This window comes from Microbacterium sp. NPDC007973, from assembly GCF_042958465.1.
Lineage (GTDB): Bacteria > Actinomycetota > Actinomycetes > Actinomycetales > Microbacteriaceae > Microbacterium > Microbacterium galbum.
In genome coordinates this window covers 790,482-812,463 of record NZ_JBIBJJ010000001.1, presented here as the reverse complement: position 1 = coordinate 812,463, position 21,982 = coordinate 790,482, and the positions used below count along the sequence as shown (strand labels likewise).

General features: G+C 70.5%; 23 protein-coding genes. 16 read left to right on the top strand and 7 right to left on the bottom strand.

The features are described 5' to 3' along the window. Positions 1 to 5: 5 nt before the first annotated feature. From ACFZA2_RS04000 to tsaE, 3 genes are read left to right on the top strand one after another with little or no spacing between them, the layout of a single operon-like run. Positions 6 to 437, top strand: a complete 432-nt coding sequence (locus ACFZA2_RS04000) for a holo-ACP synthase (RefSeq protein ID WP_391400917.1) — start codon at positions 6 to 8, stop codon at positions 435 to 437. Continuing rightward, positions 434 to 1,555: an alanine racemase gene (gene alr / locus ACFZA2_RS03995; RefSeq protein WP_391400914.1), complete on the top strand. Its 1,122-nt coding sequence runs from the start codon at positions 434 to 436 to the stop codon at positions 1,553 to 1,555. The genes ACFZA2_RS04000 and alr overlap by 4 nt, the downstream gene beginning before the upstream one ends. After that, entirely contained in the window at positions 1,552 to 2,055 is a 504-nt protein-coding gene (gene tsaE / locus ACFZA2_RS03990; RefSeq protein WP_391400911.1) for a tRNA (adenosine(37)-N6)-threonylcarbamoyltransferase complex ATPase subunit type 1 TsaE, read from the top strand. Before alr ends, tsaE begins: the two co-directional genes overlap by 4 nt. A 17-nt stretch (positions 2,056 to 2,072) precedes the next feature. On the opposite strand, the gene ACFZA2_RS03985 is transcribed toward tsaE, so the two are convergent. Further along, complete coding sequence (locus ACFZA2_RS03985; RefSeq protein ID WP_391400908.1) at positions 2,073 to 3,029, bottom strand: alpha/beta fold hydrolase; 957 nt, start codon at positions 3,027 to 3,029, stop codon at positions 2,073 to 2,075. 75 nt (positions 3,030 to 3,104) lie between these two features. On the opposite strand from ACFZA2_RS03985, the gene tsaB reads away from it, so the two are divergent. Genes tsaB through ACFZA2_RS03965 form a run of 4 tightly spaced genes read left to right on the top strand, consistent with a single transcriptional unit; the run spans position 3,105 to position 5,840 of the window. After that, positions 3,105 to 3,740 (top strand): tRNA (adenosine(37)-N6)-threonylcarbamoyltransferase complex dimerization subunit type 1 TsaB, encoded by a 636-nt coding sequence (gene tsaB / locus ACFZA2_RS03980; protein WP_391400904.1) that lies wholly within the window; start codon positions 3,105 to 3,107, stop codon positions 3,738 to 3,740. After that, positions 3,740 to 4,297, top strand: a complete 558-nt coding sequence (gene rimI / locus ACFZA2_RS03975) for a ribosomal protein S18-alanine N-acetyltransferase (RefSeq protein WP_391400901.1) — start codon at positions 3,740 to 3,742, stop codon at positions 4,295 to 4,297. The genes tsaB and rimI overlap by 1 nt, the downstream gene beginning before the upstream one ends. Continuing rightward, a complete protein-coding gene (gene tsaD, locus ACFZA2_RS03970; protein ID WP_391400898.1) occupies positions 4,297 to 5,394 on the top strand; it encodes a tRNA (adenosine(37)-N6)-threonylcarbamoyltransferase complex transferase subunit TsaD in 1,098 nt (365 codons plus the stop codon). The genes rimI and tsaD overlap by 1 nt, the downstream gene beginning before the upstream one ends. Further along, on the top strand, positions 5,391 to 5,840 hold the full coding sequence (locus ACFZA2_RS03965; RefSeq protein ID WP_391400896.1) for a hypothetical protein: 450 nt from the start codon (positions 5,391 to 5,393) through the stop codon (positions 5,838 to 5,840). Before tsaD ends, ACFZA2_RS03965 begins: the two co-directional genes overlap by 4 nt. Before the next feature lie 21 nt (positions 5,841 to 5,861). Here ACFZA2_RS03965 and ACFZA2_RS03960 read toward each other — a convergent pair whose 3' ends face one another. After that, positions 5,862 to 7,049 carry an SAM-dependent methyltransferase gene (locus ACFZA2_RS03960; RefSeq protein WP_391400894.1) on the bottom strand — a complete coding sequence of 396 codons (1,188 nt, stop codon included), beginning with the start codon at positions 7,047 to 7,049 and terminating at the stop codon, positions 5,862 to 5,864. A 132-nt stretch (positions 7,050 to 7,181) separates the two neighbouring features. On the opposite strand from ACFZA2_RS03960, the gene groES reads away from it, so the two are divergent. From groES to ACFZA2_RS03945, 3 genes are all read left to right on the top strand, one after another. Then, entirely contained in the window at positions 7,182 to 7,478 is a 297-nt protein-coding gene (gene groES, locus ACFZA2_RS03955; RefSeq protein WP_013583903.1) for a co-chaperone GroES, read from the top strand. A 172-nt stretch (positions 7,479 to 7,650) separates the two neighbouring features. Next, positions 7,651 to 8,592, top strand: coding sequence for an EamA family transporter RarD (gene rarD, locus ACFZA2_RS03950; RefSeq protein WP_391400890.1), 942 nt, complete (start codon positions 7,651 to 7,653; stop codon positions 8,590 to 8,592). Between the two features lie 315 nt (positions 8,593 to 8,907). Then, entirely contained in the window at positions 8,908 to 10,191 is a 1,284-nt protein-coding gene (locus ACFZA2_RS03945; RefSeq protein ID WP_391400887.1) for an ABC transporter substrate-binding protein, read from the top strand. A gap of 97 nt (positions 10,192 to 10,288) precedes the next feature. On the opposite strand, the gene ACFZA2_RS03940 is transcribed toward ACFZA2_RS03945, so the two are convergent. From ACFZA2_RS03940 to ACFZA2_RS03920, 5 genes are read right to left on the bottom strand one after another with little or no spacing between them, the layout of a single operon-like run. Then, positions 10,289 to 11,080: a hypothetical protein gene (locus ACFZA2_RS03940; RefSeq protein ID WP_391400884.1), complete on the bottom strand. Its 792-nt coding sequence runs from the start codon at positions 11,078 to 11,080 to the stop codon at positions 10,289 to 10,291. Between the two features lie 38 nt (positions 11,081 to 11,118). Further along, complete coding sequence (locus ACFZA2_RS03935; RefSeq protein ID WP_363578040.1) at positions 11,119 to 11,898, bottom strand: ABC transporter ATP-binding protein; 780 nt, start codon at positions 11,896 to 11,898, stop codon at positions 11,119 to 11,121. Further along, positions 11,898 to 12,830, bottom strand: a complete 933-nt coding sequence (locus tag ACFZA2_RS03930; protein WP_315993526.1) for an ABC transporter ATP-binding protein — start codon at positions 12,828 to 12,830, stop codon at positions 11,898 to 11,900. Before ACFZA2_RS03930 ends, ACFZA2_RS03935 begins: the two co-directional genes overlap by 1 nt. Beyond that, complete coding sequence (locus ACFZA2_RS03925) at positions 12,823 to 13,803, bottom strand: branched-chain amino acid ABC transporter permease (protein WP_315993525.1); 981 nt, start codon at positions 13,801 to 13,803, stop codon at positions 12,823 to 12,825. Before ACFZA2_RS03925 ends, ACFZA2_RS03930 begins: the two co-directional genes overlap by 8 nt. Before the next feature lie 11 nt (positions 13,804 to 13,814). Then, on the bottom strand, positions 13,815 to 15,107 hold the full coding sequence (locus ACFZA2_RS03920; RefSeq protein ID WP_391400878.1) for a branched-chain amino acid ABC transporter permease: 1,293 nt from the start codon (positions 15,105 to 15,107) through the stop codon (positions 13,815 to 13,817). Between the two features lie 311 nt (positions 15,108 to 15,418). Between ACFZA2_RS03920 and guaB the strand changes: the two genes are divergently transcribed. The 6 genes from guaB (at position 15,419) to guaA (ending at position 21,822) form a co-directional block, all read left to right on the top strand. Further along, positions 15,419 to 16,921, top strand: coding sequence for an IMP dehydrogenase (gene guaB, locus ACFZA2_RS03915; RefSeq protein WP_391400875.1), 1,503 nt, complete (start codon positions 15,419 to 15,421; stop codon positions 16,919 to 16,921). A gap of 109 nt (positions 16,922 to 17,030) precedes the next feature. Beyond that, positions 17,031 to 17,684 (top strand): TMEM175 family protein, encoded by a 654-nt coding sequence (locus tag ACFZA2_RS03910; RefSeq protein ID WP_391400872.1) that lies wholly within the window; start codon positions 17,031 to 17,033, stop codon positions 17,682 to 17,684. 15 nt (positions 17,685 to 17,699) lie between these two features. Further along, a complete protein-coding gene (locus tag ACFZA2_RS03905) occupies positions 17,700 to 18,815 on the top strand; it encodes a GuaB3 family IMP dehydrogenase-related protein (RefSeq protein WP_391401516.1) in 1,116 nt (371 codons plus the stop codon). Positions 18,816 to 18,828: 13 nt separating this feature from the next. After that, positions 18,829 to 19,713, top strand: a complete 885-nt coding sequence (locus ACFZA2_RS03900; protein WP_363386848.1) for an SURF1 family cytochrome oxidase biogenesis protein — start codon at positions 18,829 to 18,831, stop codon at positions 19,711 to 19,713. A 10-nt stretch (positions 19,714 to 19,723) separates the two neighbouring features. Then, positions 19,724 to 20,245 carry a DUF3817 domain-containing protein gene (locus ACFZA2_RS03895; protein WP_363386845.1) on the top strand — a complete coding sequence of 174 codons (522 nt, stop codon included), beginning with the start codon at positions 19,724 to 19,726 and terminating at the stop codon, positions 20,243 to 20,245. Then, positions 20,242 to 21,822 (top strand): glutamine-hydrolyzing GMP synthase, encoded by a 1,581-nt coding sequence (gene guaA / locus ACFZA2_RS03890; RefSeq protein ID WP_391400867.1) that lies wholly within the window; start codon positions 20,242 to 20,244, stop codon positions 21,820 to 21,822. Before ACFZA2_RS03895 ends, guaA begins: the two co-directional genes overlap by 4 nt. The last annotated feature ends 160 nt before the right edge of the window (positions 21,823 to 21,982 follow it).

Genomic DNA, 21,982 nt, shown 5'->3' with positions numbered 1-21,982 from the left:
GCCGCATGATCGTCGGAATCGGCGTCGACCTCGTCGACGTGCCGCGGTTCGAGGAGCACCTCGCGCGGACGCCGCGGCTTCTCGTGCGCCTGTTCGCGCCCGCGGAGCGGGTTCTCAAGCCACGGTCGCTCGCCGCGCGGTATGCGGCCAAGGAGGCGCTCATCAAGGCGCTGGGCGGGTCTGACGGCGTGCACTGGACCGACATCGAGATCGCCTCCGAGCCCTCGGGGCGCCCCGTCTTCGCCCTGCGGGGCGAGACGGCGTCCACCGTCGCCGCGCGCGGCATCACGGCGCTGCACCTCTCGATGTCGCACGACGCGGGGCTGGCGACGGCGTACGTGATCGCCGAGGCGGTTCCGGCCACGACTCCCCACGCGGGCGGAGAGCCCTCGCATCCGGCATCCATTCCCGTTCCGGCCCGAGAGGACACCGCATGAAGATGGCACCGGGTGTGCTGCGCGAAGCGCTGGTCGACGTCGACGCGATCACCGAGAACGTGCGGCACCTGCGCGCGCTCACCGGCGCCGAGGTGATCGCGGTGGTCAAGGCCGAGGGCTACGGGCACGGGGCGCACCGGTCGGCGGTGGCCGCGTTGCGCGGCGGGGCCGCGCGGATCGGCGTCTCCGACATCTCCGAAGCCCTGGCGCTTCGCCGGGCCGGCATCCGCGCTCCGCTCTTCGCCTGGCTGCACGCCCCCGGGGCGTCATTCGACGAGGCCGTCCGTGAGGGGATCGAGCTGGGGATCTCCGACCTCGATCAACTGCTGCGGGCGGCTCAGGCGGCCACGGAGGACCGCCCCGCGGCCGTCCACCTCAAGATCGAGACGGGGCTCTCGCGCAACGGCATCGCCCCGGCCGACTGGCGGGTGGTGTTCTCCGAGGCGGCCCGCCTCGAGCGCATCGGCCGTCTGCGCGTCGTCGGGCTCTTCTCGCACCTGTCGAACACCAGCCTCGACGACGACCGCGCTGCTCTGGCCCGATTCGAGGAGGGCGTGGTGCTGGCGGCATCGATGGGGCTGCAGCCGCCGCTGCGGCACATCGCCGCGACGAACGCCGCGATCGCGCTTCCCGAGGCCCGCCTGGGCTGCGTGCGCATCGGCATCGGGCTCTACGGCGTCTCGCCCTTCGCCGACCGCACTCCGGCCGACCTGGGTCTGCGGCCCGCGATGACCCTGCGGGGCGCTGTCGCGGCCGTGCGTCGCGTTCCCGCGGGGACCGGGGTCTCGTACGGCTACGACTACCGCACGTCGGTCGACACGACGCTGGCCCTGGTGCCGCTCGGCTATGCCGACGGCGTTCCGCGACAGGCGTCGGGCCGCGGGCCGGTGTCGATCGGCGGACGCCGCTTCACCGTCGCCGGTCGCATCGCGATGGACCAGTTCGTCGTCGACGTCGGCGAGCATCCCGTGGCGGTGGGCGACGAGGTCGTGCTCTTCGGCGATCCGACGCTGGGCGCGCCCTCGGCGCGGGACTGGGCGGATGCCGCCGACACGATCGATTACGAGATCGTCACGCGCGTGGGTGCGCGCGTCCCTCGACGGGAGATGCACGCGTGAGCGTTCCAGAGGCGCTGCTGGGTGAGCGGGTGGTCGAGGCCCCCGCCGACATGGAGGAGCTCGGACGACGGATCGGGCGAGCGCTCGAGCCCGGCGACGTCGTGGTGCTCACGGGTCCCCTCGGCGCCGGCAAGACGACGCTGACCCGCGGCATCGGCGAGGGACTCGGCATTCGGGGTCCGGTGCAGAGCCCCACGTTCGTGATCGCGCGCACGCACCCCTCGCTGGTCGGCGGGACGCCGCTGGTGCACGTGGACGCCTATCGTCTCGGCGCCGCCGTGGAGCTCGACGACCTCGACATCGACGTCGCCCACAGCGCGGTGATCGTGGAGTGGGGCCGTGGCGTCGCCGAACACCTGGCCGACGCATGGTGGGAGGTCGAGATCTCGCGGCAGACCGGCGGCCGCGGCGTCGACAACGCGTGCGGCGAGATCGCCGTGCACACCGTCGAACTCGACGCCGACGCCCCGCGCACCGTGACGATCTCGCGTCGTCCCTGACGGCACGGCTGTTCTCGTCAGGTCGCCGGCGTCGCGCGCCCGCGTCGGGGCTCGGTGCCCCGGCGGCGAGGTCGCGGAGTCTGCGGCGTCCGAACGGCCGCCCAGACCTCGCGCAGGGCGCGCAGCGTCTCGGCGGGTTGCTCGACGTGGGCGAAGTGCCCGCTGTCGGCGAGGACGCGGTCGTCGACGTCGCGCATGAGACGGGCCCACACCCGGGAGTCCTCCTCGGCGACGAAGACATCGTGCGCGCCGCGCACCGAGCGCACCGGGCAGGCGATGCGGCGCCAGACGCCGTCGTCGTGCGTGCGCGACATGCGCGCGGCGGTGAGGAAGGCCGACGGGCGGATCTCGTCGGCCAGTGCCGCGCTCACGGCCGGGTCGACGCGCTCCGGATGCCGGAACAGCGGCCGCGCGAGCGTGCGCAGCGCCCCCGTTCGACGCAGGACGCGTAGCAGGGGGCGGGCGAGACGACCGAGTGCGCGCAGGATGCGCATGGCCAGCACCATGCCCGCGAGCCAGGGCAGGCGGACCCCGCCGATCAGCGGGCGCTGCATCACCGCGCGGGCGCCCGCGCCGCTCGGGGAGACGACGCCCACGGCGACCGTCTCGGCGGGGAAGCGCGCGGCGACGTCGAGCGCGATCACTCCGCCCAGCGAGTGGCCCACGATGCGCCAGCGGGGATAGCCGAGCGCGCGCGCCACCGCCGCGACGGCGACGGCGAGGTCGGCGGGCGCGGGAACCGGGCCAGGGGACTCGCCCCACCCGGGCAGGTCGATCGCGACGATGTCCGAGAGCGGGAGCCCGAGATCGTCGGACGCCGCGATCATCGGCGCCCAAGTGGCCCACGACCCCGCCGCGCCGTGCAGCAGCACGGTCGCGACCGGACTGCCCGACGCTCTCCCCGCGCGCACGACGACCGGGCCGACCCCCGTGGGGACGACCATGCGGCGCAGACCGAGTGCCGTGGCATCCATGCCCCTTCTTCGGAGCGGAGGGGCCGGCGGATGCCGTGACGCTCGGGGGAGGAGGGCGGCGGATACCCTGGAACGGTGATCTTGGGCATCGACACCTCGCTCGGCACCGCCGTCGCGGCGATCGCGCGCGACGGGGAGGTGCTCGCCGACGAACAGAGCGCCAATCCCCTCGGGCACGCCGAGGTCATCGGCGAACTGTTGCGTCGCGCATCGTCCGGCGTGGACGCCGCCCCCACCCACGTGGCGGTCGGCATGGGCCCGGGTCCGTTCACCGGGCTGCGTGTCGGCATCGCCACGGCGCGCGTCTACGCGCTGGGCCGCGGCGTCCCGGTGGTGCCGGTGCCCAGCCACGACGGTGTCGCCCTCGGCGTCCTGCTCGCGGATGCCCTGACCGGCACCGAGACCGGGCGCTTCGCCGTGGTGACCGATGCGAGGCGACGCGAATTCGCCTTCAGCGTCTACGACGGCCTCGACGACGACGGTCTACCGGTGCGCCTTTCCGACGCCGCCCTCAGCCCGCGTGACGACCTCGACGCACGCCTCGACGAGATCGGTGCCCGGCGATACGACGCCACGAGCGTGTCGGCGGCGATGATCGCCCTCGTCGCGGCGCGGGCGCTCGACGCCGATCGCACCCTCACCGGCGCGGAGCCGCTCTACCTGCGCAGCCCCGATGTCGTCGCCGCCCACGCGCCGAAAAGGGTCAGCTGATGTCGACGCGCGCGGCCACCGCCGCCGATCTCGACGCGATCATGGACCTGGAGCGCACGTCGTTCCCCACCGACGCCTGGAGCGCGGCCATGATGCGCGAGGAGCTCGCCTCTCCGCACGGCTTCTACGTCGTCGTCGAAGAAGCCGGGCGTCTCGTCGGGTACGCGGGCCTGCGCGCGGTGCGGGGGGCTCGGGATGCCGACGTCCAGACCATCACGATCTCGGCGGCCGCCCGCGGGCGCGGGCGCGGGCGGGCCCTGCTGACCACGCTGCTCGATGAGGCCGTCGCGCGCGGTGTGCACGACGTGTTCCTCGAGGTGCGCGCCGACAATCCGGTGGCACAGGCGCTGTACGCGTCGGAGGGATTCGCCGAGGTCGGGCGACGCCCCCGCTACTACCAGCCCGACGACGTGGACGCGATCGTGATGCAGCTCGACCTGCGGGGGTGGGCCGCCCGGCGCGCCGAGGTCCCGGGCGGCGCGACGCCCGGTGTCGCGGCGTCCGACGCGCCGTCGGTCCCGGCCACCTCGTCGTCCACCGGAAAGGGATGGTGCTGATGGACGCGCCCCTCGTGCTCGGCATCGAGACCAGCTGCGACGAGACCGGCATCGGCATCGTGCGCGGCCGGACACTGCTGAGCAACACGATCGCCTCGAGCATGGACGAGCACGCCCGCTACGGTGGCGTGGTCCCGGAGGTCGCGGCGCGCGCCCACCTCGAAGCGCTGCAGCCCTCGATCGACGCCGCGCTCGCCGAGGCCGGTGTGACGCTCGCCGACCTCGACGCCGTCGCGGTGACGAGCGGCCCGGGGCTCGCCGGAGCGCTCATGGTCGGGGTGGGTGCGGCCAAGGGCCTCGCCGTCGCGCTCGACAAGCCCCTCTACGCGGTCAATCACCTCGTGGGCCACATCGCCGCCGACATCCTGGATGCCGAGGCGGGGGAGCTCGAGTACCCCACGGTCGCCCTGCTCGTCAGCGGGGGGCACACCTCGCTCCTGCTGGTCCGCGACCTCACGAACGACGTCGAGCTCCTCGGCGAGACCATGGACGACGCGGCGGGCGAGGCGTTCGATAAGGTCGCGCGGCTGCTGAAGCTGCCCTACCCCGGGGGGCCCGAGATCGACCGCGCGGCGGCGAGCGGCGACCCCACGGCGATCCGCTTCCCGCGGGGGCTCTCACGCGCTTCCGACAGGGCATCCCACCGCTACGACTTCTCGTTCTCGGGGCTCAAGACCGCGGTCGCCCGCTGGGTCGAGCAGCACGAGGCGACCGGTGAACCGGTGCCGGTCGCCGATGTCGCGGCATCCTTCCGCGAGGCCGTCGTCGACGTTCTCGTCACCAAGGCCCTCGACGCGTGCGCGCGATACGGCGTGCCCCGACTGCTGCTGGGTGGCGGCGTGATCGCGAACAAGCGCCTGCGCGACGTCGCCCTCGAGCGCGCGGCGGCGGCGGGGGTCGCCGTGCGTATTCCGCCGCTGCGGTTGTGCACCGACAACGGCGCGATGATCGCCGCTCTCGCCGCGGAGCTCATCGCCTCGGGTCGGCGCCCGTCGACCCTCGCCTTCGGAGCCGACTCCACCCTTCCCGTCACCGAGATCCAGGTCGCCGAAGACCCGGATGCCCCCGCTCCGGATGCCGAGACCCGGTCGCCGTGACGGATCAGACCCCGCCCACGCGCCGTGCGCGCAAGGAGACCCCCGAGTCGGCCGCGGCGCCCATCGATCCCCGTCGGCCGTGGATGGTGCCCGCGGGCGAGCGCCCGGAGATCGCGGATGACGACCCCGAACGCCTCCCCACCGCGCAGCTGGAGATGGCGGCCTTCGGCGACCATCTGATCCCGTACGTCCCGCCCGCGCCGAAACCCCCGCCCTCGCTGGCGCCGTGGGCGCTCGCCGTGGCGATCCTCGCGCTGATCGCCGCGCTCGTCACCGGGTGGCTGCTTCCCCTGGGCGTGATCGGGGCGATCCTCGCCATCCTGTCGCTGCGACGCGCGCACGACAGCCGGCGCGTGGCCGTGTGGGCGTTGTCCCTGTCGTTGTTGGCGGTCGTGTTCAGCGCAGGGTGGTTGATCTGGGGTTTCTCGCAGCTCGCCGTGCGCTGAGGCGCGGGAGCCCGGCGGGCGTCAGACGCGGTCGGCCAGCAGAGCCAGGCGCGTCGACCCCACGCGGGTGATCAGCAGGGTCGCCGCTTCGTCTCCGCGGAGCGAGAGCTTCCGGCGGAACGCCGCCGGGTCGACGTCGACGCCGCGCTTCTTGATCTCGAGCGTGCCGATCCCGCGCGCCCGCAGCGCCTGTCCGAGCTTCTTCGGGTCGGTCGGCAGCTGCTCGCGCACCCGGAACGACTGCACGAATGGGCTCGTCAGCGGTGCGTCGGAGGTGAGGTAGGCGATCTGCGGCGAGAGCATCCCCGCCTCGAGTGCTCGCGCGACCTCGCCGATGAGCCGGGCGCGGATGACCGCGCCGTCGGGCTCGTGCACGAAGGCGCCCAGGTCCCGCGGCTCGGCGTCGGGGCTGTCCGCCGGAGCCGTGAGCTCCCACGCGTCGGCACCGCGCACCACGAGCGCGGCGCGTCGCACGTTCTCGCGCGCGAGCGCCCCCGCCCAGAGGACGAGCTCGATGGTCGAGCCGTCGGCGCTGATCCACTGGGCCTCGACGTCGTCGGGAATCTGCGCGCGATCGAAGCCGGGGCCGAGCTTGACGCCGCCCGGCGTGCTCCGCAGCAGCTCGAACACCCAGTCCAGCGACGGCGACCATTCGCCGGAGGCGACCCGCCGCGTCTCGGAGTGGCCCGCCGTGCGGCGTGCAGGGTCGAGCCACACGGCATCCGTCCCCGTCAGGTCGACCTCCTCGGCGCGCGCGTGCGCCACCGTGGCGGCGTCGCCGAACGGGGCGAGGTTGTACGCCGCGATGGCGGCGGTCACCTCGTCGGCGTCGACCGCGTGCACCCGGATGCCGAGTCCCGCCAGTCCGAGCGCGTCACCGCCGATGCCGCAGCCGAGGTCGGCGACGCTCGACACGCCCGCGGCGCGGAAGCGGCCCGCGTGACGCGCGGCGATTGGAAGGCGCGTGGCCTGTTCGAGCCCCGCGGGGGTGAAGAGCATGCGGTCGGCGAAGGCGCCGAACTTCGCGGTCGCGCGGACGCGCAGCCGGGCTTGCCCGACGACCGCCGATACGAGGTCGGGGGAGTGCCCGGCCGCCCGCAGCCGCGACACCGCGCGGGCGGCCTCGTCGGTCGACGCGATGGGACCGAGCTCGTCGAGCAGGCGCAGGCCGTCGGGCGTGAGCAGGGCGGTCAGCTCGCTGGTATCCACCGATTCAGCCTAGGCGGGCGAGTGTGCTGGCACTCGCGTTGCGTGAGTGCCAGCGCTTCTCTACACTCGGATTAGCACTCTCCCCGCGTGAGTGCTGACAAGTCTTCTGTAACGAGAAAGAAGAGGTAGACCGTGTCGGTTTCCATCAAGCCGCTCGAGGACCGCATCGTCATCAAGCAGGTCGAGGCTGAGCAGACCACCGCGAGTGGTCTCGTCATCCCCGACACCGCCAAGGAGAAGCCGCAGGAGGGCGAAGTCGTCGCCGTCGGCCCCGGCCGTATCGACGACAACGGCAACCGTGTCCCCCTCGACGTCGCCGTCGGCGACCGCGTGCTCTACAGCAAGTACGGCGGCACCGAGGTCAAATTCGGCGCCGAGGAGTACCTCGTGCTCTCGGCTCGCGACGTCCTGGCGGTCGTCGTCCGCTGATCGCGTGACTCGATCGAAGGCCCCGGGTGCTCGGCATCCGGGGCCTTCGTCGTGCTCGGGGGAGGGCGGGTGCGCGGGGGTCGATGGACGATGCGGAGCGCTCGCCTCGCGATGGCAGGAATGCGCGGGTGCGCGACCGTCGCCGCCTCGGGGGCGCGCGTAGGCTGTATCGGTGACCCCCGCTCCCTCCGCTCCGACCGGCGGGAACACCCGCGGCGCCCTGTATGCACTGGGCGCCTACCTGCTGTGGGGCGTGCTGCCCATCTACTTCCTGCAGCTGAAGCCGACCGGCCCGTTCGAGGTGGTGGCCTGGCGCATCCTCCTCGCGTTCGTCTTCTGCCTGCTGCTTCTCACCGTGCTGCGCATGTGGCGCCCGTTCCTCGCGATCGTGCGGCAACCGCGGCTGATGCTGTTGACCGCGGTCGCCGGTGTGCTCATCTACGTCAACTGGCAGACGTACCTCGTCGGTGCCCTCACCGGGCACGTCATCGAGACGAGCCTCGGCTACTTCATCAACCCCATCGTGACCGTGCTGCTGGGTGTCGTCGTGCTCCGCGAGCGTCTGCGGCTCCTGCCGTGGATCGCGGTGGGCATCGCCGTGGCCGCGGTCCTGGTGATCGTCGTGGGATACGGCGCCTTCCCATGGATCGCGCTGACCCTCGCCTTCTCATTCGGCTTCTACGGACTGGTGAAGAAGCAGATCGGTCCCGCGGTGGATGCCGTGAGCGGGCTGACCCTCGAATCGATGTGGTTGCTGCCGGTCGCCGTCATCCAGCTGATCTTCGTGGCGAACCTGACGGGCATCACGCTCGGAACGGCCGGCGTGCTGCACACCGTCCTGCTCCTCCTCGCCGGCGCGGTCACGGCCGTGCCGCTGCTGTTGTTCGCATCGGGTGCCCGGCGCGTCCCCCTCACGGTGATCGGCCTGCTGCAGTTCGTCGCGCCGATCATCCAGTTCATCATCGGCGTGTGGGTGCTCAACGAGCCCATGACGCTCGAACGGTGGGTGGGGTTCGCGCTCGTGTGGGTCGCGCTGGTCATGTTGAGCGTCGACTCGATCGTGGCCGCGCGGCGCCACCGGCTCGCGGTGGACGACGTCGCCGAACCGGTCTGACCCCCTCGTCCGACCCGCCGTCGCGTCCTCCATTCGGTCGACAGACAATGTCGGCGGCGGGTGGGACGATGAGGGCGCGGAAGATGTCGTTCCGCGTTCGTCCTGCCCGATCCGGCCGTTTCTTCGTTCCGGGTCCGGCGACCCGTGCTCCTTCGGGGTCGTCGTCAAGACGCGGGCTGAACCGTTATGCGGCCGTGACCGCTTCGACGCACATCGTTAACGAACGGCAACACGCGGAAAATGCGCCGCCGATTAGGTTTAGGACACCAGGTGGCCCATAGGGTCGCCCAACGTTCATTCACAGCAAGGAGCACTATGAACGTCATTTCGCGCACGCGCGGCGCCAAAATCCTCGGCGGCATCGCCCTGGTCGGCGCCAGCGCGCTCGTCCTCGCCGGATGCTCCGGTGGCGGCAACGATGCCGCTGCACCGAGCGCATCGTCGGGCGGCGGCGCCGTGTCCGAGGCCGACGGCACGTTCAGCGTCGGCACGATCCTGCCCGCCACGGGTAACCTCGCCTTCCTCGGCCCGCCCGAGGTCGCCGGTGTGAAGCTGGCCATCAAAGACATCGAGGCCACGGGAGACGCATTCCCGTTCACGACCACGCTGACCGAGCGCGACTCGGGCGACACCACGACCGACATCGCGACCCAGTCGGCGTCCGAGCTCGTCAGCGCCGGAGCCGACGTCGTCATCGGCGCCGCGTCGTCGGGTGTCTCGTTCACCTTCATCGACCAGCTGGTCAACGCGGGCATCGTCCAGATCTCGCCGGCCAACACCTCGCCCGACTTCACCACCTACGCCGACGACGGGTACTACTGGCGTACCGCGCCCTCCGACGTGCTGCAGGGCCGCGTGCTCGGCAACCTGATGGTCGGCGACGGTGCCGCCAACGTGGGCATCATCTACATCAACGACCCCTACGGCACCGGCCTGAAGGACAACGCGACCACGGCCATCGAGGCCGCCGGTGGCGAGGTCTCGGTCGCGGTCCCCTACAACCCGGGTGACACGGTCTTCACCTCGCAGGTCGACCAGCTGCTCGCCGCCCAGCCCGACGCGATCGCGGTCATCGCGTTCGAGGAGACCTCCTCGATCATTCCGCAGCTGGTCAGCACGCAGGGCTATGCGGCGTCGAAGGTGTACTTCGTCGACGGCAACCTGTCGAACTCGTACGAGTTCCCGGCCGGCACGCTCCAGGGCGCGAAGGGCACGCTGCCCGGCAACCCCGCCGACACGGACTTCCAGTCGCGTCTGAAGGAGGTCGACCCCGCGCTCACCGACTACAGCTACGCGCCGGAGTCGTACGACGCGGTCATCGTCGCGGCTCTCGCCGCGGCGCAGGCCAAGGACGACTCGGGTACGGCCATCCGCGACAACATGCAGTCGGTCTCCGAGGGCGGCGAGAAGTGCACGACGTTCGCCGACTGCCTCGCGCTGATCAACGACGGCAAGGACATCGACTACGACGGTGTCTCCGGTCCGATCACGTTCGACGAGAACGGTGACCCGACCGAGGCGTACATCGGCATCTACCAGTACGGTGCCGACAACAAGTACACCCTGCTGAATACGGAGTTCGGCTCGCTCAACGAGTGACCTGACTCCACGCGAGGGGCTCGGATCTTCGGATCCGGGCCCCTTTCGCGTGCTCCGGACCTCGCGCACCCCTCCTCTCCGGGCAGAGGAACCCGGCTCACCGCGCGGGGGTCAGGCCGCACACCTGGGCGGTGAGCACGAGCAACGCGTCGGCGACGTCCTTCGAGCGCTCCAGGGGCACCACGATCTCCCGCCCGTCGACGCGGGCGACGAGGTCGAAAAGGGTGCCCACCTTGTCCTCGGCGATGGCGTGCGCATCGCAGCGCTGCGGCACCACGGCGACCTCGACGACCGACGGCGCGTCACGCGCGGACACGCTCACCCCGAGCGGTGCCGCAGCGCCCGCGGCGAAGCGCAGCAGCACCGTTCCGCGCAGAGCGACGAGCTCGGCCGTCCCCTCCCCGCTCTGCGACGGCTCCACCGCCAGACGCAGAGTGATCGTGCCGTCAGGGCCCACGGCGGCTCCGGTGGCCGTCACCCGCACCACGGATGCCAGTTCCGCACGATCGCACGCGGTGGCGCTCGCGCGCTGCAGGACGTCCAGGTCGTCGGACAGGGTCACGGTCGTCGTCGCGCCGTCGGCCGTGACCGTGGCCTCGGGGGCATCCGAGGCGTCGGTGCAGCGGATGGCGGGGAGGAAGACGGGGAGGTCGACCGTCCGCCCCGCCGCGAGGGTCGTCGGCCGTGTGGCATCCCATTCCGCGGGCCCGTCCAGGACGGGGGAGGAGAAAGATGCCGCTGTGAGCGTGGTGGCCACGGGGGAGGCGTTCGTCACGCGCAGCTGCACGCGGTCCACGGCGATGTCGCCGCGCTGCTGCACGAGGGCGATCTCGAGCGACGGCGCGGGCGGCGGGGAAGGCCCCGAACACGCCGCGAGTGCGGCGCCCACCAGGGTGAGCGCCGCACTCGCGGAGTATCGGCGGCGGATCAGGCCTCGGGGCCCTTCCCGTCGCGCTTGGCGTCCTCGTCGGCGGCGAGGGTGCCCAGGTACAGCTCGATGACGCGGGGATCGGTGAGCAGCTCGCGACCCGTGCCCGTGTACGCGTCCTTCCCCTGGTCGAGCACGTAGGCGCGGTGGCAGATCTGCAGGCAGCGGCGGGCGTTCTGCTCGACCATGATGATCGTCACGCCGGCGCGGTTGATCTCCGCCACGCGAAGGAAGGTCTCGTCCTGTCGCACGGGCGAGAGACCCGCAGAGGGCTCGTCGAGCAGGAGGACGGAGGGGTCCATCATCAGGGCGCGTCCCATGGCCACCATCTGACGCTCACCGCCCGACAACGAGCCCGCGCGCTGGCGACGCCGCTTGCCGAGCTCGGGGAACAGGCCCGTGACGAACTCGAAGCGCTCGGCGAACACCTTGGGGCGCTGGAAGAGCCCCATCTGCAGGTTCTCCTCGATCGACAGGCTCGGGAACACGTTGTTGTTCTGCGGAACCATGCCGACGCCCTTGCCGACGAGCTTGTCGGCCTTCAACGAGGTGATGTCCTCGCCGTTGAGCAGGACGGCGCCGCCGCGGATCTTCACCTGGCCGAAGATCGCCTTCAGCAGGGTCGACTTACCGGCGCCGTTCGGGCCGATGATGCCGATGAGGTCGCCCTGGTAGGCGTCGACGGTGCACCCGTTGAGGATGTTGACGCCCGGAAGGTAGCCGGCGACGAGGTCGTCGGTGCGCAGGACCGGGGTGCGGGTGGCGGTGGTGTCGGTCATCAGAGCTTTCCGTCCTTCTCGTCGGCGGTGAGCTCCGCCTCCGCTTCCGCGGCGGCCTCGGCCTGGATGGTCTCGAGCTGCGACGTGGTCATGTCGCCCAGGTCGGTGTCGTGGTGGGCGCCGAGGTAGGCGTCGATGACGGCCTGGTCGCTCATGACCGTCTCGGGCGGCCCCTCGGCCACCACGCGGCCCTCGGCCATGACGACGACCCAGTCGGAGATGTGACGGACCATGTGCATGTCGTGCTCGACGAACAGCACGCTCATCCCCTCCTTCTTCAGGTCGAGGATGTGGCCCAGCAGGCTCTGCGTGAGCGCCGGGTTGACACCGGCCATCGGCTCGTCGAGCATGACGAGCTTCGGGTCGCTCATCAGAGCGCGCGCCATCTCGAGAAGCTTGCGCTGGCCGCCCGAGAGCGACGCGGCGAAGTCCTCGCGCTTGGCATCCAGCTTGAAGCGGCGCAGCAGGTCGTCGGCGCGCTCGGTGTTGGCGGCCTCCTGCGAGCGCCAGGTGCCCGGGATGAGGGCGCGGAACAGGTTTTCGCCCTTCTGCCCGCGGGCGCCGAGCAGCATGTTCTGCAGCACGGTGAGTCGGCCGAGCGACTTCGTCAGCTGGAACGTGCGCACCATCCCGCGGCGCGACACCTTGAACGCGGGGACGCTGGCGAGATTCGAGCCCTCGAAGCTCCAGCGACCCGTGTTCGGCTTGTCGAAGCCGGTGAGCAGGTTGAACAGCGTGGTCTTGCCGGCGCCGTTCGGGCCGATGAGGGCCGTGATCTGCCCGCGGGGGATCTCGAGGTGCTCGACGTCGACGGCTTTCAGACCGCCGAACTGGCGGGTGACGCCGTCGGCGACGACGATCGGGTCGACCTTCTCGCAGCCGGGTCGGACCTCTCCCTTGACGAGAGGATGGGTGACGGTCGTGTCAGACATTGAACGACAGCTCCTTCTTGTTGCCGAAGATGCCCTGTGGCCGGAAGATCACGAGGAGCATCAGTCCGATGCCGACGAGGATGAAGCGCACCTGGCCCGTCTGCGTGCTGGACATGAAGCCCAGGATGCCGACGTCGCGCAGTCCCACGATGATGCCGTTCGACAGCGAGAGCAGCACCCAGAAGAGCATCGAGCCGACGATCGGGCCGAGGAGCGTGGCGGCTCCACCGAGCAGGAGCGCGGTCCAGATGAAGAACGTCAGGGCCGTTCCGTAGTTACCGGGTTGCACGGCGCGGGGGAGGATGAACACCACGCCCGCGAGTCCGCCCATCACGCCGCCGAGCACCAGCGCCTGCATCTTGTAGGAGTACACGTTCTTGCCGAGGCTGCGCACGGCGTCCTCGTCTTCTCGGATGCCCTTGACCACGCGACCCCACGGGCTGCGCATGAGCAGGAACACGAGGATCGTCGCGATGATGACGAGGCCCCAGCCGAACAGGCGCACCCACCAGTCGTTCGCGGAGTATGTCCACGGTCCGATCCCGTACGTGCCGGCCGGCAGCGGGTTGATCGCCTGGAACTCGCGGTTGTACCCGTTCAGGCCCTGGGACCCGCCGGTGACGCTGGTCAGACCCACGGTCGAGACGACGTAGCGGACGATCTCCGCCGCCGCGATCGTCACGATCGCCAGATAGTCCGCCCGCAGACGCAGGGTCGGGATGCCGAGGAGGAAAGCGAACAGCACCGAGGCGACGATCGCGACGAGGATCGCGAGCCACACCGGGGCTGCGAACGACAGGGTCGCGATGGCGAAGGCGTAGGCGCCGACGGCCATGAAGCCCGCCTGACCGAAGTTGAGCAGCCCCGCGTAGCCGAAGTGGACGCTCAGGCCGATGGCGGCGAGGGCATAGGCCGCGGTGGTCGGGCTGATGAGCTCGCCCGCGGCGTTGTTGAAGATCGAAAGCCAGTCCATGTCGTTCTTCCTCAGCCGATCCGCTCTTTACGACCGAGCACACCTTGCGGCCGGAACAGCAGCACGCCGATGAGCACGATCAGGGCCACCGCGTACCGCAGGTCGGGTGGGATGACGATGGTCGACAACTCCGTGATGATGCCGATGATGAGCGATCCGACGAGGGCGCCGAAGGCGCTGCCGAGACCACCGAGGGTGACCGCCGCGAACAGCAGCAGCAGGATCGCGAAGCCCATGTCCCACGTGACTCCGCGGTACAGGCCGTACAGCACGCCGGACAGACCAGTGAGAGCGCCCGCGAGCACCCAGACGATGCGGATGACGCGGTCGACGTTGATGCCGGACGCCGCGGCGAGCGATGCGTTGTCGCTGACGGCGCGCGTCGCCTTGCCGATGCGGGTGCGGGTCAGGAAGTACGCGACGAGTCCCAGCATGACGACGCTGATGCCCATGCTGATGATCGAGGTCAGGGTCACCGTGACCGGGCCGATCGTGACGTTGTCGGTGATGCCGGTGTCGATGTTGCGCGTGCCGCCGTCGAAGAAGTAGAGGTACAGGTAGCGCAGCACGATCGAGAGGCCGATCGTCACGATGAGCACCTGTACGAGTCCGACGCCGCGCTTGCGCAACGGTTTGAACAGCACGGCATCCTGCGTCCATCCCAACGCCGCCGAGAGGGCGACCGTGAGAAGGATCGCGAGGAGGATGTTCCACCCCATCGCCGTGAAGACGTAGAAGATGATCGCGCCGAAGGTCAGCATCTCGCCGTGGGCGAAGTTGTTCACGCCGGTGGTGCCGAAGATGAGCGAGATGCCGATCGCGGCAAGGGCGAGCAGCAGGCCGAAGTTGAGGCCGTAGAAGAAGCGCGAGAAGAGCGTGTCCCAGATGGAGCCCGTCGCAGCCGTGCCCTCACCGGTGGGGAAGAGGACGTTCACCGTGTTGGTCGTCCCGATCGTCACGTCGCGCGTGACGTTGTCGGGGTCGCGCGGGGCGACGCCGTCGGGGAGGGTGTCGACCTGCAGCGTCGCGGTGTAGGCGCCGGGTCCGGGGACCGCGACCGCCCAGCGTCCGTCGGCGCCCGTGGTGCCGATCTCCGTGAAACCGGAGCCTTCGACGCTGATCTCGACGCCTTCGACCGGTTCGTCTCCCGCGCGGATGATGCCGCCGATGGAGTACTGGGTGGCGACGTCGCCCGTTCCCGCCGAGGCGGAGGGGGTGGGGGCGGGCGTGGTCTGGGCGTTCGCGGGTGTCGCGAAGAACAGGCTCAGGACGGCGATCGTGCTCGCGAAGAGCGCGACGATCACGGCCAGTCGGGATAGGGTGCGCGATCGTATCGCGGTGGGGGAGGAATGACCCACGGAGTCTCCAGTTCGGCAGCGCTGACGAAGTCGTCCCGTCAGCTTCGACGGTCGACGCTACGAGCGTAATGTGTCGACGGTGTTTCGCAGACACTGTCGTTAGCGAACCGTGTCATCCCACATGCGTGCAGCGGCCGGCCCCGCGGGAACAATTCCGGGGTCGCCGACGCTTTAGAATTCCAGGCGGAGCGCTTTCCCGGGCGCACCGGCCGACGACGTCCTTTCATCGAGCAGGCGCCGCGCGCGCAGGAGGATCCATGGAGCAGCACGACCCCTTCGGTTTCATCGGACTGACCTACGACGACGTCCTGCTCCTGCCGGGGCACACCGACGTCATCCCGAGCGAGGCCGACACGTCGTCGCGGCTCACGCGTCGGATCACGGTGGCCACCCCTCTGCTCTCCAGCGCGATGGACACCGTCACCGAGGCGCGCATGGCGATCGCGATCGCCCGCCAGGGCGGTATCGGCATCGTGCACCGCAACCTCTCGATCGAGGACCAGGCCGGCATCGTCGACCAGGTCAAGCGCAGCGAGTCGGGCATGGTCTCCAACCCGATCACCACGAACCCGGATGCCACGGTGGCCGAGGTCGACGCGATGTGCGCGCAGTACCGCATCTCGGGTCTGCCCGTGGTCGACCCCGACGGCGTGCTCGTCGGCATCATCACCAACCGCGACATGCGCTTCGTCTCGGGCTTCGAACGTCAGACCACGAAGGTCAAGGACGTCATGACCAAGGACGGCCTGATCACCGGGCACGTCGGCATCCACGCGAACGACGTCATCGCGACCTTCGCTAAGCACCGCGTCGAGAAGCTCCCCCTGGTCGACGAGAACGGCAAGCTCGCCGGTCTCATCACGATCAAGGACTTCGACAAGAGCGAGAAGTACCCCCTCGCCACCAAGGACGACCACGGGCGCCTCCGGGTGGGTGCGGCAATCGGCTTCTTCGGCGACGCGTGGCAGCGCGCCGAGGCCCTGCGCGACGCGGGCGTCGACGTGCTCGTCGTCGACACGGCCAACGGCCAGTCCGCCGGCGTCATCGACATCGTCCGTCGACTCAAGGCCGACGCGTCGTTCGACCACATCGACGTCATCGGCGGCAACGTCGCGACCCGCGAGGGCGCTCAGGCGCTCATCGACGCGGGAGTGGATGCCGTGAAGGTGGGTGTCGGACCGGGATCGATCTGCACCACGCGCGTGGTCGCCGGCGTCGGCGTGCCCCAGGTGACGGCCATCTACGAGGCCGCGAAAGCCGCGATCCCGGCGGGTGTGCCCGTCATCGCCGACGGCGGTCTGCAGTACTCGGGCGACATCGCCAAGGCGCTCGTCGCCGGCGCCGACACCGTCATGCTGGGTTCGCTGCTCGCCGGCACCGACGAGTCGCCGGGCGAGATCGTCTTCCAGGGCGGCAAGCAGTTCAAGCAGTACCGCGGCATGGGGTCGCTCGGCGCGCTGCAGACCCGCGGCAAGAAGACGTCGTACTCGAAAGACCGCTACTTCCAGGCCGACGTGCCCAGCGACGACAAGCTGATCCCCGAGGGCATCGAAGGCCAGGTGCCCTACCGCGGGCCGGTCTCCGCCGTCGCCTACCAGCTGATCGGCGGACTGCGTCAGTCGATGTTCTACGTCGGCGCGCGCACCGTCGAGGAGCTCAAGGCCAAGGGCAAGTTCGTCCGCATCACGTCGGCGGGGCTGAAGGAATCGCACCCGCACGACGTGCAGATCGTCGTCGAGGCTCCGAACTACAAGAAGTAACGCGCTTCTCGCGAAGGGCCGGGTGGGCGACCACCCGGCCCTTCGTCGTGCTCGGCGACGCGGATACGCTGAGCGCATGATTCGGCGCAGGAGTCACCCGGAGGCGTCCGTGTCGACGCGCCGCACCGAGGCGTTCACCGACGGGGTCTTCGCGATCGCGGCGACCCTGCTGGTGCTCGGGCTGACGGATCAGTCCTTGGGCACCGTCCGTACCGACGACGATCTGGCGCGAGGGCTCCTGGGGCTCGCGCACCCGGTGTTCTCGTTCGCCATCAGCTTCCTCATCCTGTGCGTGATGTGGATGACGCACGTCCGGCAGTTCGAGTGGATTGTGCGCATCGACGATGCGGGCATGTGGATCAACAACGTCCGTCTGCTGCTGATCGTGCTCGTGCCGTTCACGTCGTCGATCGACACGACGTACTCCGACCTGGTGCTGGGGCGCGTCCTGCTGCCGGTCAACTTCTTCCTCGCGATCGTGCTGGGGTGGTGCCAGTGGGCCTGGGCGGTGAGATCGAGTGCCATCGCCGATCTCACCGCGGACGACGCCCGCCGGCTCGGCCGGGCGGGCCTGAGTGCGGTGCTCATCAGCGGCGCGGCGATGCTGCTCAGCCCCTGGCTCGGGTCGATCGGTTTCGTGCTGTTCGCCCTCGACGGACCCCTCACGCGGCTCCTGCGCGGCGCCGATGAGCCGTCGTCGCCGCCGTCGGTCGCTTCTCGCGACGGTGGAGGATCCGACGGGGATGTCGGAGGGCGCGGGTAGGCTGGTCGGGTGACCATGGAGATCGACCTCGGCCGCGCCAAGCGCGCCCGCCGCGCCTACACCTTCGACGACATCGCCGTCGTGCCGTCGCGGCGCACGCGCAATCCCGAAGACGTCTCGACCGCGTGGACCATCGACGCGTTCCCGTTCGAGATCCCGGTGCTCGGCGCTCCCATGGACTCCGTGGTCAGCCCGCGCACCGCGATCGAGCTGGGGCGCCTCGGCGGCCTGGGCGTGCTCGACCTTGAGGGTCTCTGGACGCGCTACGACGACCCCGAGCCGCTCCTCGCCGAGATCGCGACCCTCCCCGAGGCCGACGCCACGCGGCGCATGCAGCAGCTGTACTCCGAGCCGATCAAGCCCGAGCTCGTGCGCGACCGCCTCGCCGAGGTGCGTGCCGCCGGTGTCACCGTCGCCGGTGCCCTCACCCCGCAGCGCACGCATGACCTCTACGAGACCGTCGTCGCCGCCGGCGTCGACCTCTTCGTCATCCGGGGCACCACGGTGTCGGCCGAGCACGTGTCGAGCGTCGCCGAGCCGCTGAATCTCAAGAAGTTCATCTACGACCTGGATGTGCCCGTCATCGTCGGCGGGGCTGCCACGTACACCGCGGCCCTGCACCTCATGCGCACGGGAGCCGCGGGCGTGCTCGTCGGCTTCGGCGGGGGAGCCGCGTCGACGACCCGTGCCACCCTCGGCCTGCACGCGCCGATGGCGACCGCCGTGGCCGACGTCGCCGGCGCCCGCCGCGACTACCTCGACGAGTCGGGCGGACGCTACGTCCACGTGATCGCCGACGGCGGTGTGGGAACCTCGGGCGACATCGTGAAGGCCCTTGCCATGGGCGCGGACGCCGTCATGCTCGGCGTCGCGCTCGCGCGGGCCACCGATGCCCCCGGCCGGGGCTTCCACTGGGGCCCCGAGGCGCACCACGCCAAGCTGCCGCGGGGACGCCGGGTCACGGTCGACCGTGTGGGTCCGCTCGAGCAGATCCTCTACGGCCCCGCGCCCGTCGCCGACGGCACCGCCAATCTGATCGGCGCGCTCAAGAAGTCGATGGCCACCACCGGGTACTCCGACCTCAAGGAGTTCCAGCGCGTCGAGGTCGTCGTCGCCCCGTACGGTCACTGACGCCGGAGACCGCATGACGTCCACTCCCGCGACCGCCCCCGCACCGCCTCAGATCTTCCCGCCCACGCTGCGGGAGGTCATGCTGCGGCCTCGGTGGATCGCCCTCCTGGCGTTCTCGCTCGTGGTGGCGGGAGCGCTCGCGTGGCTCGGGCAGTGGCAGCTCGGGAGAGCCGTCGACACGTCGCCGCCCGAGCCCGGGCAGACCGAGGTCGTGCGTCCGCTCGACGACGTCGTGCAGCCGGGCGACTACCTGCCCGAGCCGCTCGTCGGGCAGAGGGTCGAGGTGACCGGCACGTGGGTGGCATCCGATTTCATCGTCGTGGCGTCGCGCTTCAATGACGACGTCGAGGGCTACTGGGTGACGGGCCAGCTCCGCGTCTCGGGGACGACCGAGCCGACCTCGATCGCCGTGGCGACGGGGTGGACGAGCGATCTCGGCCGGGCGAACGCCGCCGCCGCGCAGTTGCAGGCCGACGCCCAGGCCGACCCGGGTGCCGAGGTCGAGGTGACCGGTCGCCTGATCTCCGACGAGGGCCCCTCGGTCCCGCCCGCCGGGGCCGATCCGCAGACGCTGGTGAAGATGTCGCCGGCCATGCTGCTCGGGCGCTGGAGCGATACGGCGGGACTGAACGTCTACCGGCAGTACATTGCGTCGCAGACGGCCATCGGCCCCCTCGACGCCATCGCGTCGCCGGCACCCGACGAGCGCTCGCGCGTCAACTGGCTGAACATCTTCTACGCCGCCGAGTGGGCGGTCTTCGCGGGTTTCGCTCTCTACCTCTGGTACCGCCTGGCGCGCGACGCCTGGGAGAAGGAGGTCGAAGACCTCGAGGACGAACAGTTCGAGGGCGAGCAGCCCGACCCCCTCGCGGCAGAACCCGCGGAACCCCGCGACTAGACTGGCATCCATGCCCCGCGCCCCCAAGCTCGCCTCGTTCCCGGCGATCCGCGGAGCCCTGAAGTTCTACCAGATCTGCTCGATCATCACCGGTGTCGGCCTGCTGCTGCTGGTCGCCGAGATGATCCTGAAGTACACGCCCATTCACGTGGAGCTGTTCCTGGGCGGATCCGGCGGCTTCCTGTGGTTCGCGGATGCCGTCCCCGGCCCCGACTGCCAGTGGTTCTCGCTCTTCGTGCCCGGCGGCAGTGGGTGCGAGATCCTGTCGACCGGCGACGGCGTCAACGTCTCGCTGGCCATCCTCGTCGCCCACGGCTGGTTCTACGTCGTCTACCTCTTCTCGTGCTTCCGCGTCTGGAGCCTGATGCGGTGGCCGTTCCGTCGGTTCGTCTTCCTCGCCCTCGGTGGCGTGGTGCCGTTCCTCTCCTTCATCCTGGAGGTGCGCACCGCCCGCGGCGTGCGCGCCTATCTCGCCGAGCGCGAGGCCGCCCCGGCCTCGGCTCCCGTCTCCGCCCCGGAGGGCACCCGGTGACCGAACAGACCGAAACGTCCCAGCGACCCGTCCTCGTCGTCGACTTCGGCGCCCAGTACGCGCAGCTCATCGCCCGCCGCGTCCGCGAGGCCGGCGTCTACAGCGAGATCGTGCCGCACACCGCCTCGGCGGAAGAGATCGCGGCCAAGAACCCGGTCGGCATCATCCTGTCGGGTGGTCCTTCGTCGGTGTACGAAGACGGGGCCCCGAGCCTCGACACCGACGTGTTCGACCTCGACGTGCCCACGCTCGGCATCTGCTACGGCTTCCAGGTCATGGCGAAGGCGCTCGGCGGCGAGGTGGCCAACACGGGGCTGCGCGAGTACGGCGCGACCGACGCCACCGTGGTCACCGAGGGGACGCTGCTGCAGGGCCAGCCCGCCGAGCAGAACGTCTGGATGAGCCACGGCGACCAGGTCTCGCGTGCTCCCGAGGGCTTCGAGGTCCTCGCCCGCACCGCGCACACGCCGGTCGCCGCCTTCGCGAACGACACTCGCCGCATGTACGGCGTGCAGTGGCATCCCGAGGTCAAGCACTCCGACCACGGGCAGAACGTGCTCGAGAACTTCCTCCACAAGGCTGCGGGTCTGCCCGCCGACTGGAACAGCGGCAATGTCATCGCCGAGCAGGTCGAGCGCATCCGTCAGCAGGTCGGCACCGGTCGCGTGATCTCGGCCCTGTCGGGTGGTGTCGACTCCGCCGTGTCGACCGCGCTCGTGCACGAGGCCGTCGGCGACCAGCTGATCGCCGTCTTCGTCGACCACGGGCTCCTCCGAAAGGGCGAGCGTGAGCAGGTCGAGAACGATTACGTCGCGTCCACGGGCGTCAAGCTCATCACCGTCGACGCGCGCGAGACGTTCTTGAACGCCCTCGCCGGCGTCAGCGACCCCGAGCAGAAGCGCAAGATCATCGGCCGCGAGTTCATCCGTGCGTTCGAGAAGGTGCAGGCCGACCTCGTCGCCGAGGCCGCGGCCGAGGGCGAGCAGGTGCGATTCCTCGTGCAGGGCACGCTGTACCCCGACGTCGTCGAGTCCGGCGGAGGTGCCGGCACGGCGAACATCAAGAGCCACCACAACGTCGGCGGCCTGCCCGAAGACCTGCAGTTCGAGCTCGTCGAGCCGCTGCGCACCCTCTTCAAGGACGAGGTGCGCGCGATCGGCCGTGAGCTCGGCCTGCCGGAAGCCATCGTCGGCCGCCAGCCCTTTCCGGGGCCCGGTCTTGGCATCCGCATCGTGGGCGAGGTCACCGCTGACCGTCTCGAGATCTTGCGTGAGGCCGACGCCATCGCGCGCGCCGAGCTGACCAAGGCGGGCCTCGACGACGAGATCTGGCAGTGCCCCGTCGTGCTGCTCGCCGACGTGCGCTCGGTGGGCGTGCAGGGCGACGGCCGCACCTACGGCCACCCCATCGTGCTGCGGCCGGTGTCGTCGGAGGACGCCATGACGGCCGACTGGACGCGGCTGCCCTACGACGTGCTGTCGAAGATCTCGAACCGCATCACCAACGAGGTGCGCGACGTGAATCGCGTGGTGCTCGACGTGACGTCGAAGCCGCCGGGGACGATCGAATGGGAGTAGGCGTCTAGCCTGCTCCCGCGCCGACGTCGTCGGCCGGCTCCGGGGCACCGCCTTCGAATCGAGAGCGGGGCCCCTACCCCGATCGACCCGAAGACGGTGCCCCTGCGCCGTCCGGCGACGGCGGCGCTCTGTCGGTCCGGCGGGAGACCCTCATCCGGTT

Coding starts and splice junctions, on each gene's coding strand:
- ACFZA2_RS04000 (WP_391400917.1), top strand. CDS start 6: ATGATCGTCGGAATCGGCGTCGACCTCGTCGACGTGCCGCGGTTCGAG.
- alr (WP_391400914.1), top strand. CDS start 434: ATGAAGATGGCACCGGGTGTGCTGCGCGAAGCGCTGGTCGACGTCGAC.
- ACFZA2_RS03985 (WP_391400908.1), bottom strand. CDS start 3,029: ATGGATGCCACGGCACTCGGTCTGCGCCGCATGGTCGTCCCCACGGGG.
- rimI (WP_391400901.1), top strand. CDS start 3,740: ATGTCGACGCGCGCGGCCACCGCCGCCGATCTCGACGCGATCATGGAC.
- tsaD (WP_391400898.1), top strand. CDS start 4,297: ATGGACGCGCCCCTCGTGCTCGGCATCGAGACCAGCTGCGACGAGACC.
- ACFZA2_RS03945 (WP_391400887.1), top strand. CDS start 8,908: ATGAACGTCATTTCGCGCACGCGCGGCGCCAAAATCCTCGGCGGCATC.
- ACFZA2_RS03935 (WP_363578040.1), bottom strand. CDS start 11,898: ATGACCGACACCACCGCCACCCGCACCCCGGTCCTGCGCACCGACGAC.
- ACFZA2_RS03930 (WP_315993526.1), bottom strand. CDS start 12,830: ATGTCTGACACGACCGTCACCCATCCTCTCGTCAAGGGAGAGGTCCGA.
- ACFZA2_RS03925 (WP_315993525.1), bottom strand. CDS start 13,803: ATGGACTGGCTTTCGATCTTCAACAACGCCGCGGGCGAGCTCATCAGC.
- guaB (WP_391400875.1), top strand. CDS start 15,419: ATGGAGCAGCACGACCCCTTCGGTTTCATCGGACTGACCTACGACGAC.
- ACFZA2_RS03905 (WP_391401516.1), top strand. CDS start 17,700: ATGGAGATCGACCTCGGCCGCGCCAAGCGCGCCCGCCGCGCCTACACC.
- ACFZA2_RS03900 (WP_363386848.1), top strand. CDS start 18,829: ATGACGTCCACTCCCGCGACCGCCCCCGCACCGCCTCAGATCTTCCCG.
- ACFZA2_RS03895 (WP_363386845.1), top strand. CDS start 19,724: ATGCCCCGCGCCCCCAAGCTCGCCTCGTTCCCGGCGATCCGCGGAGCC.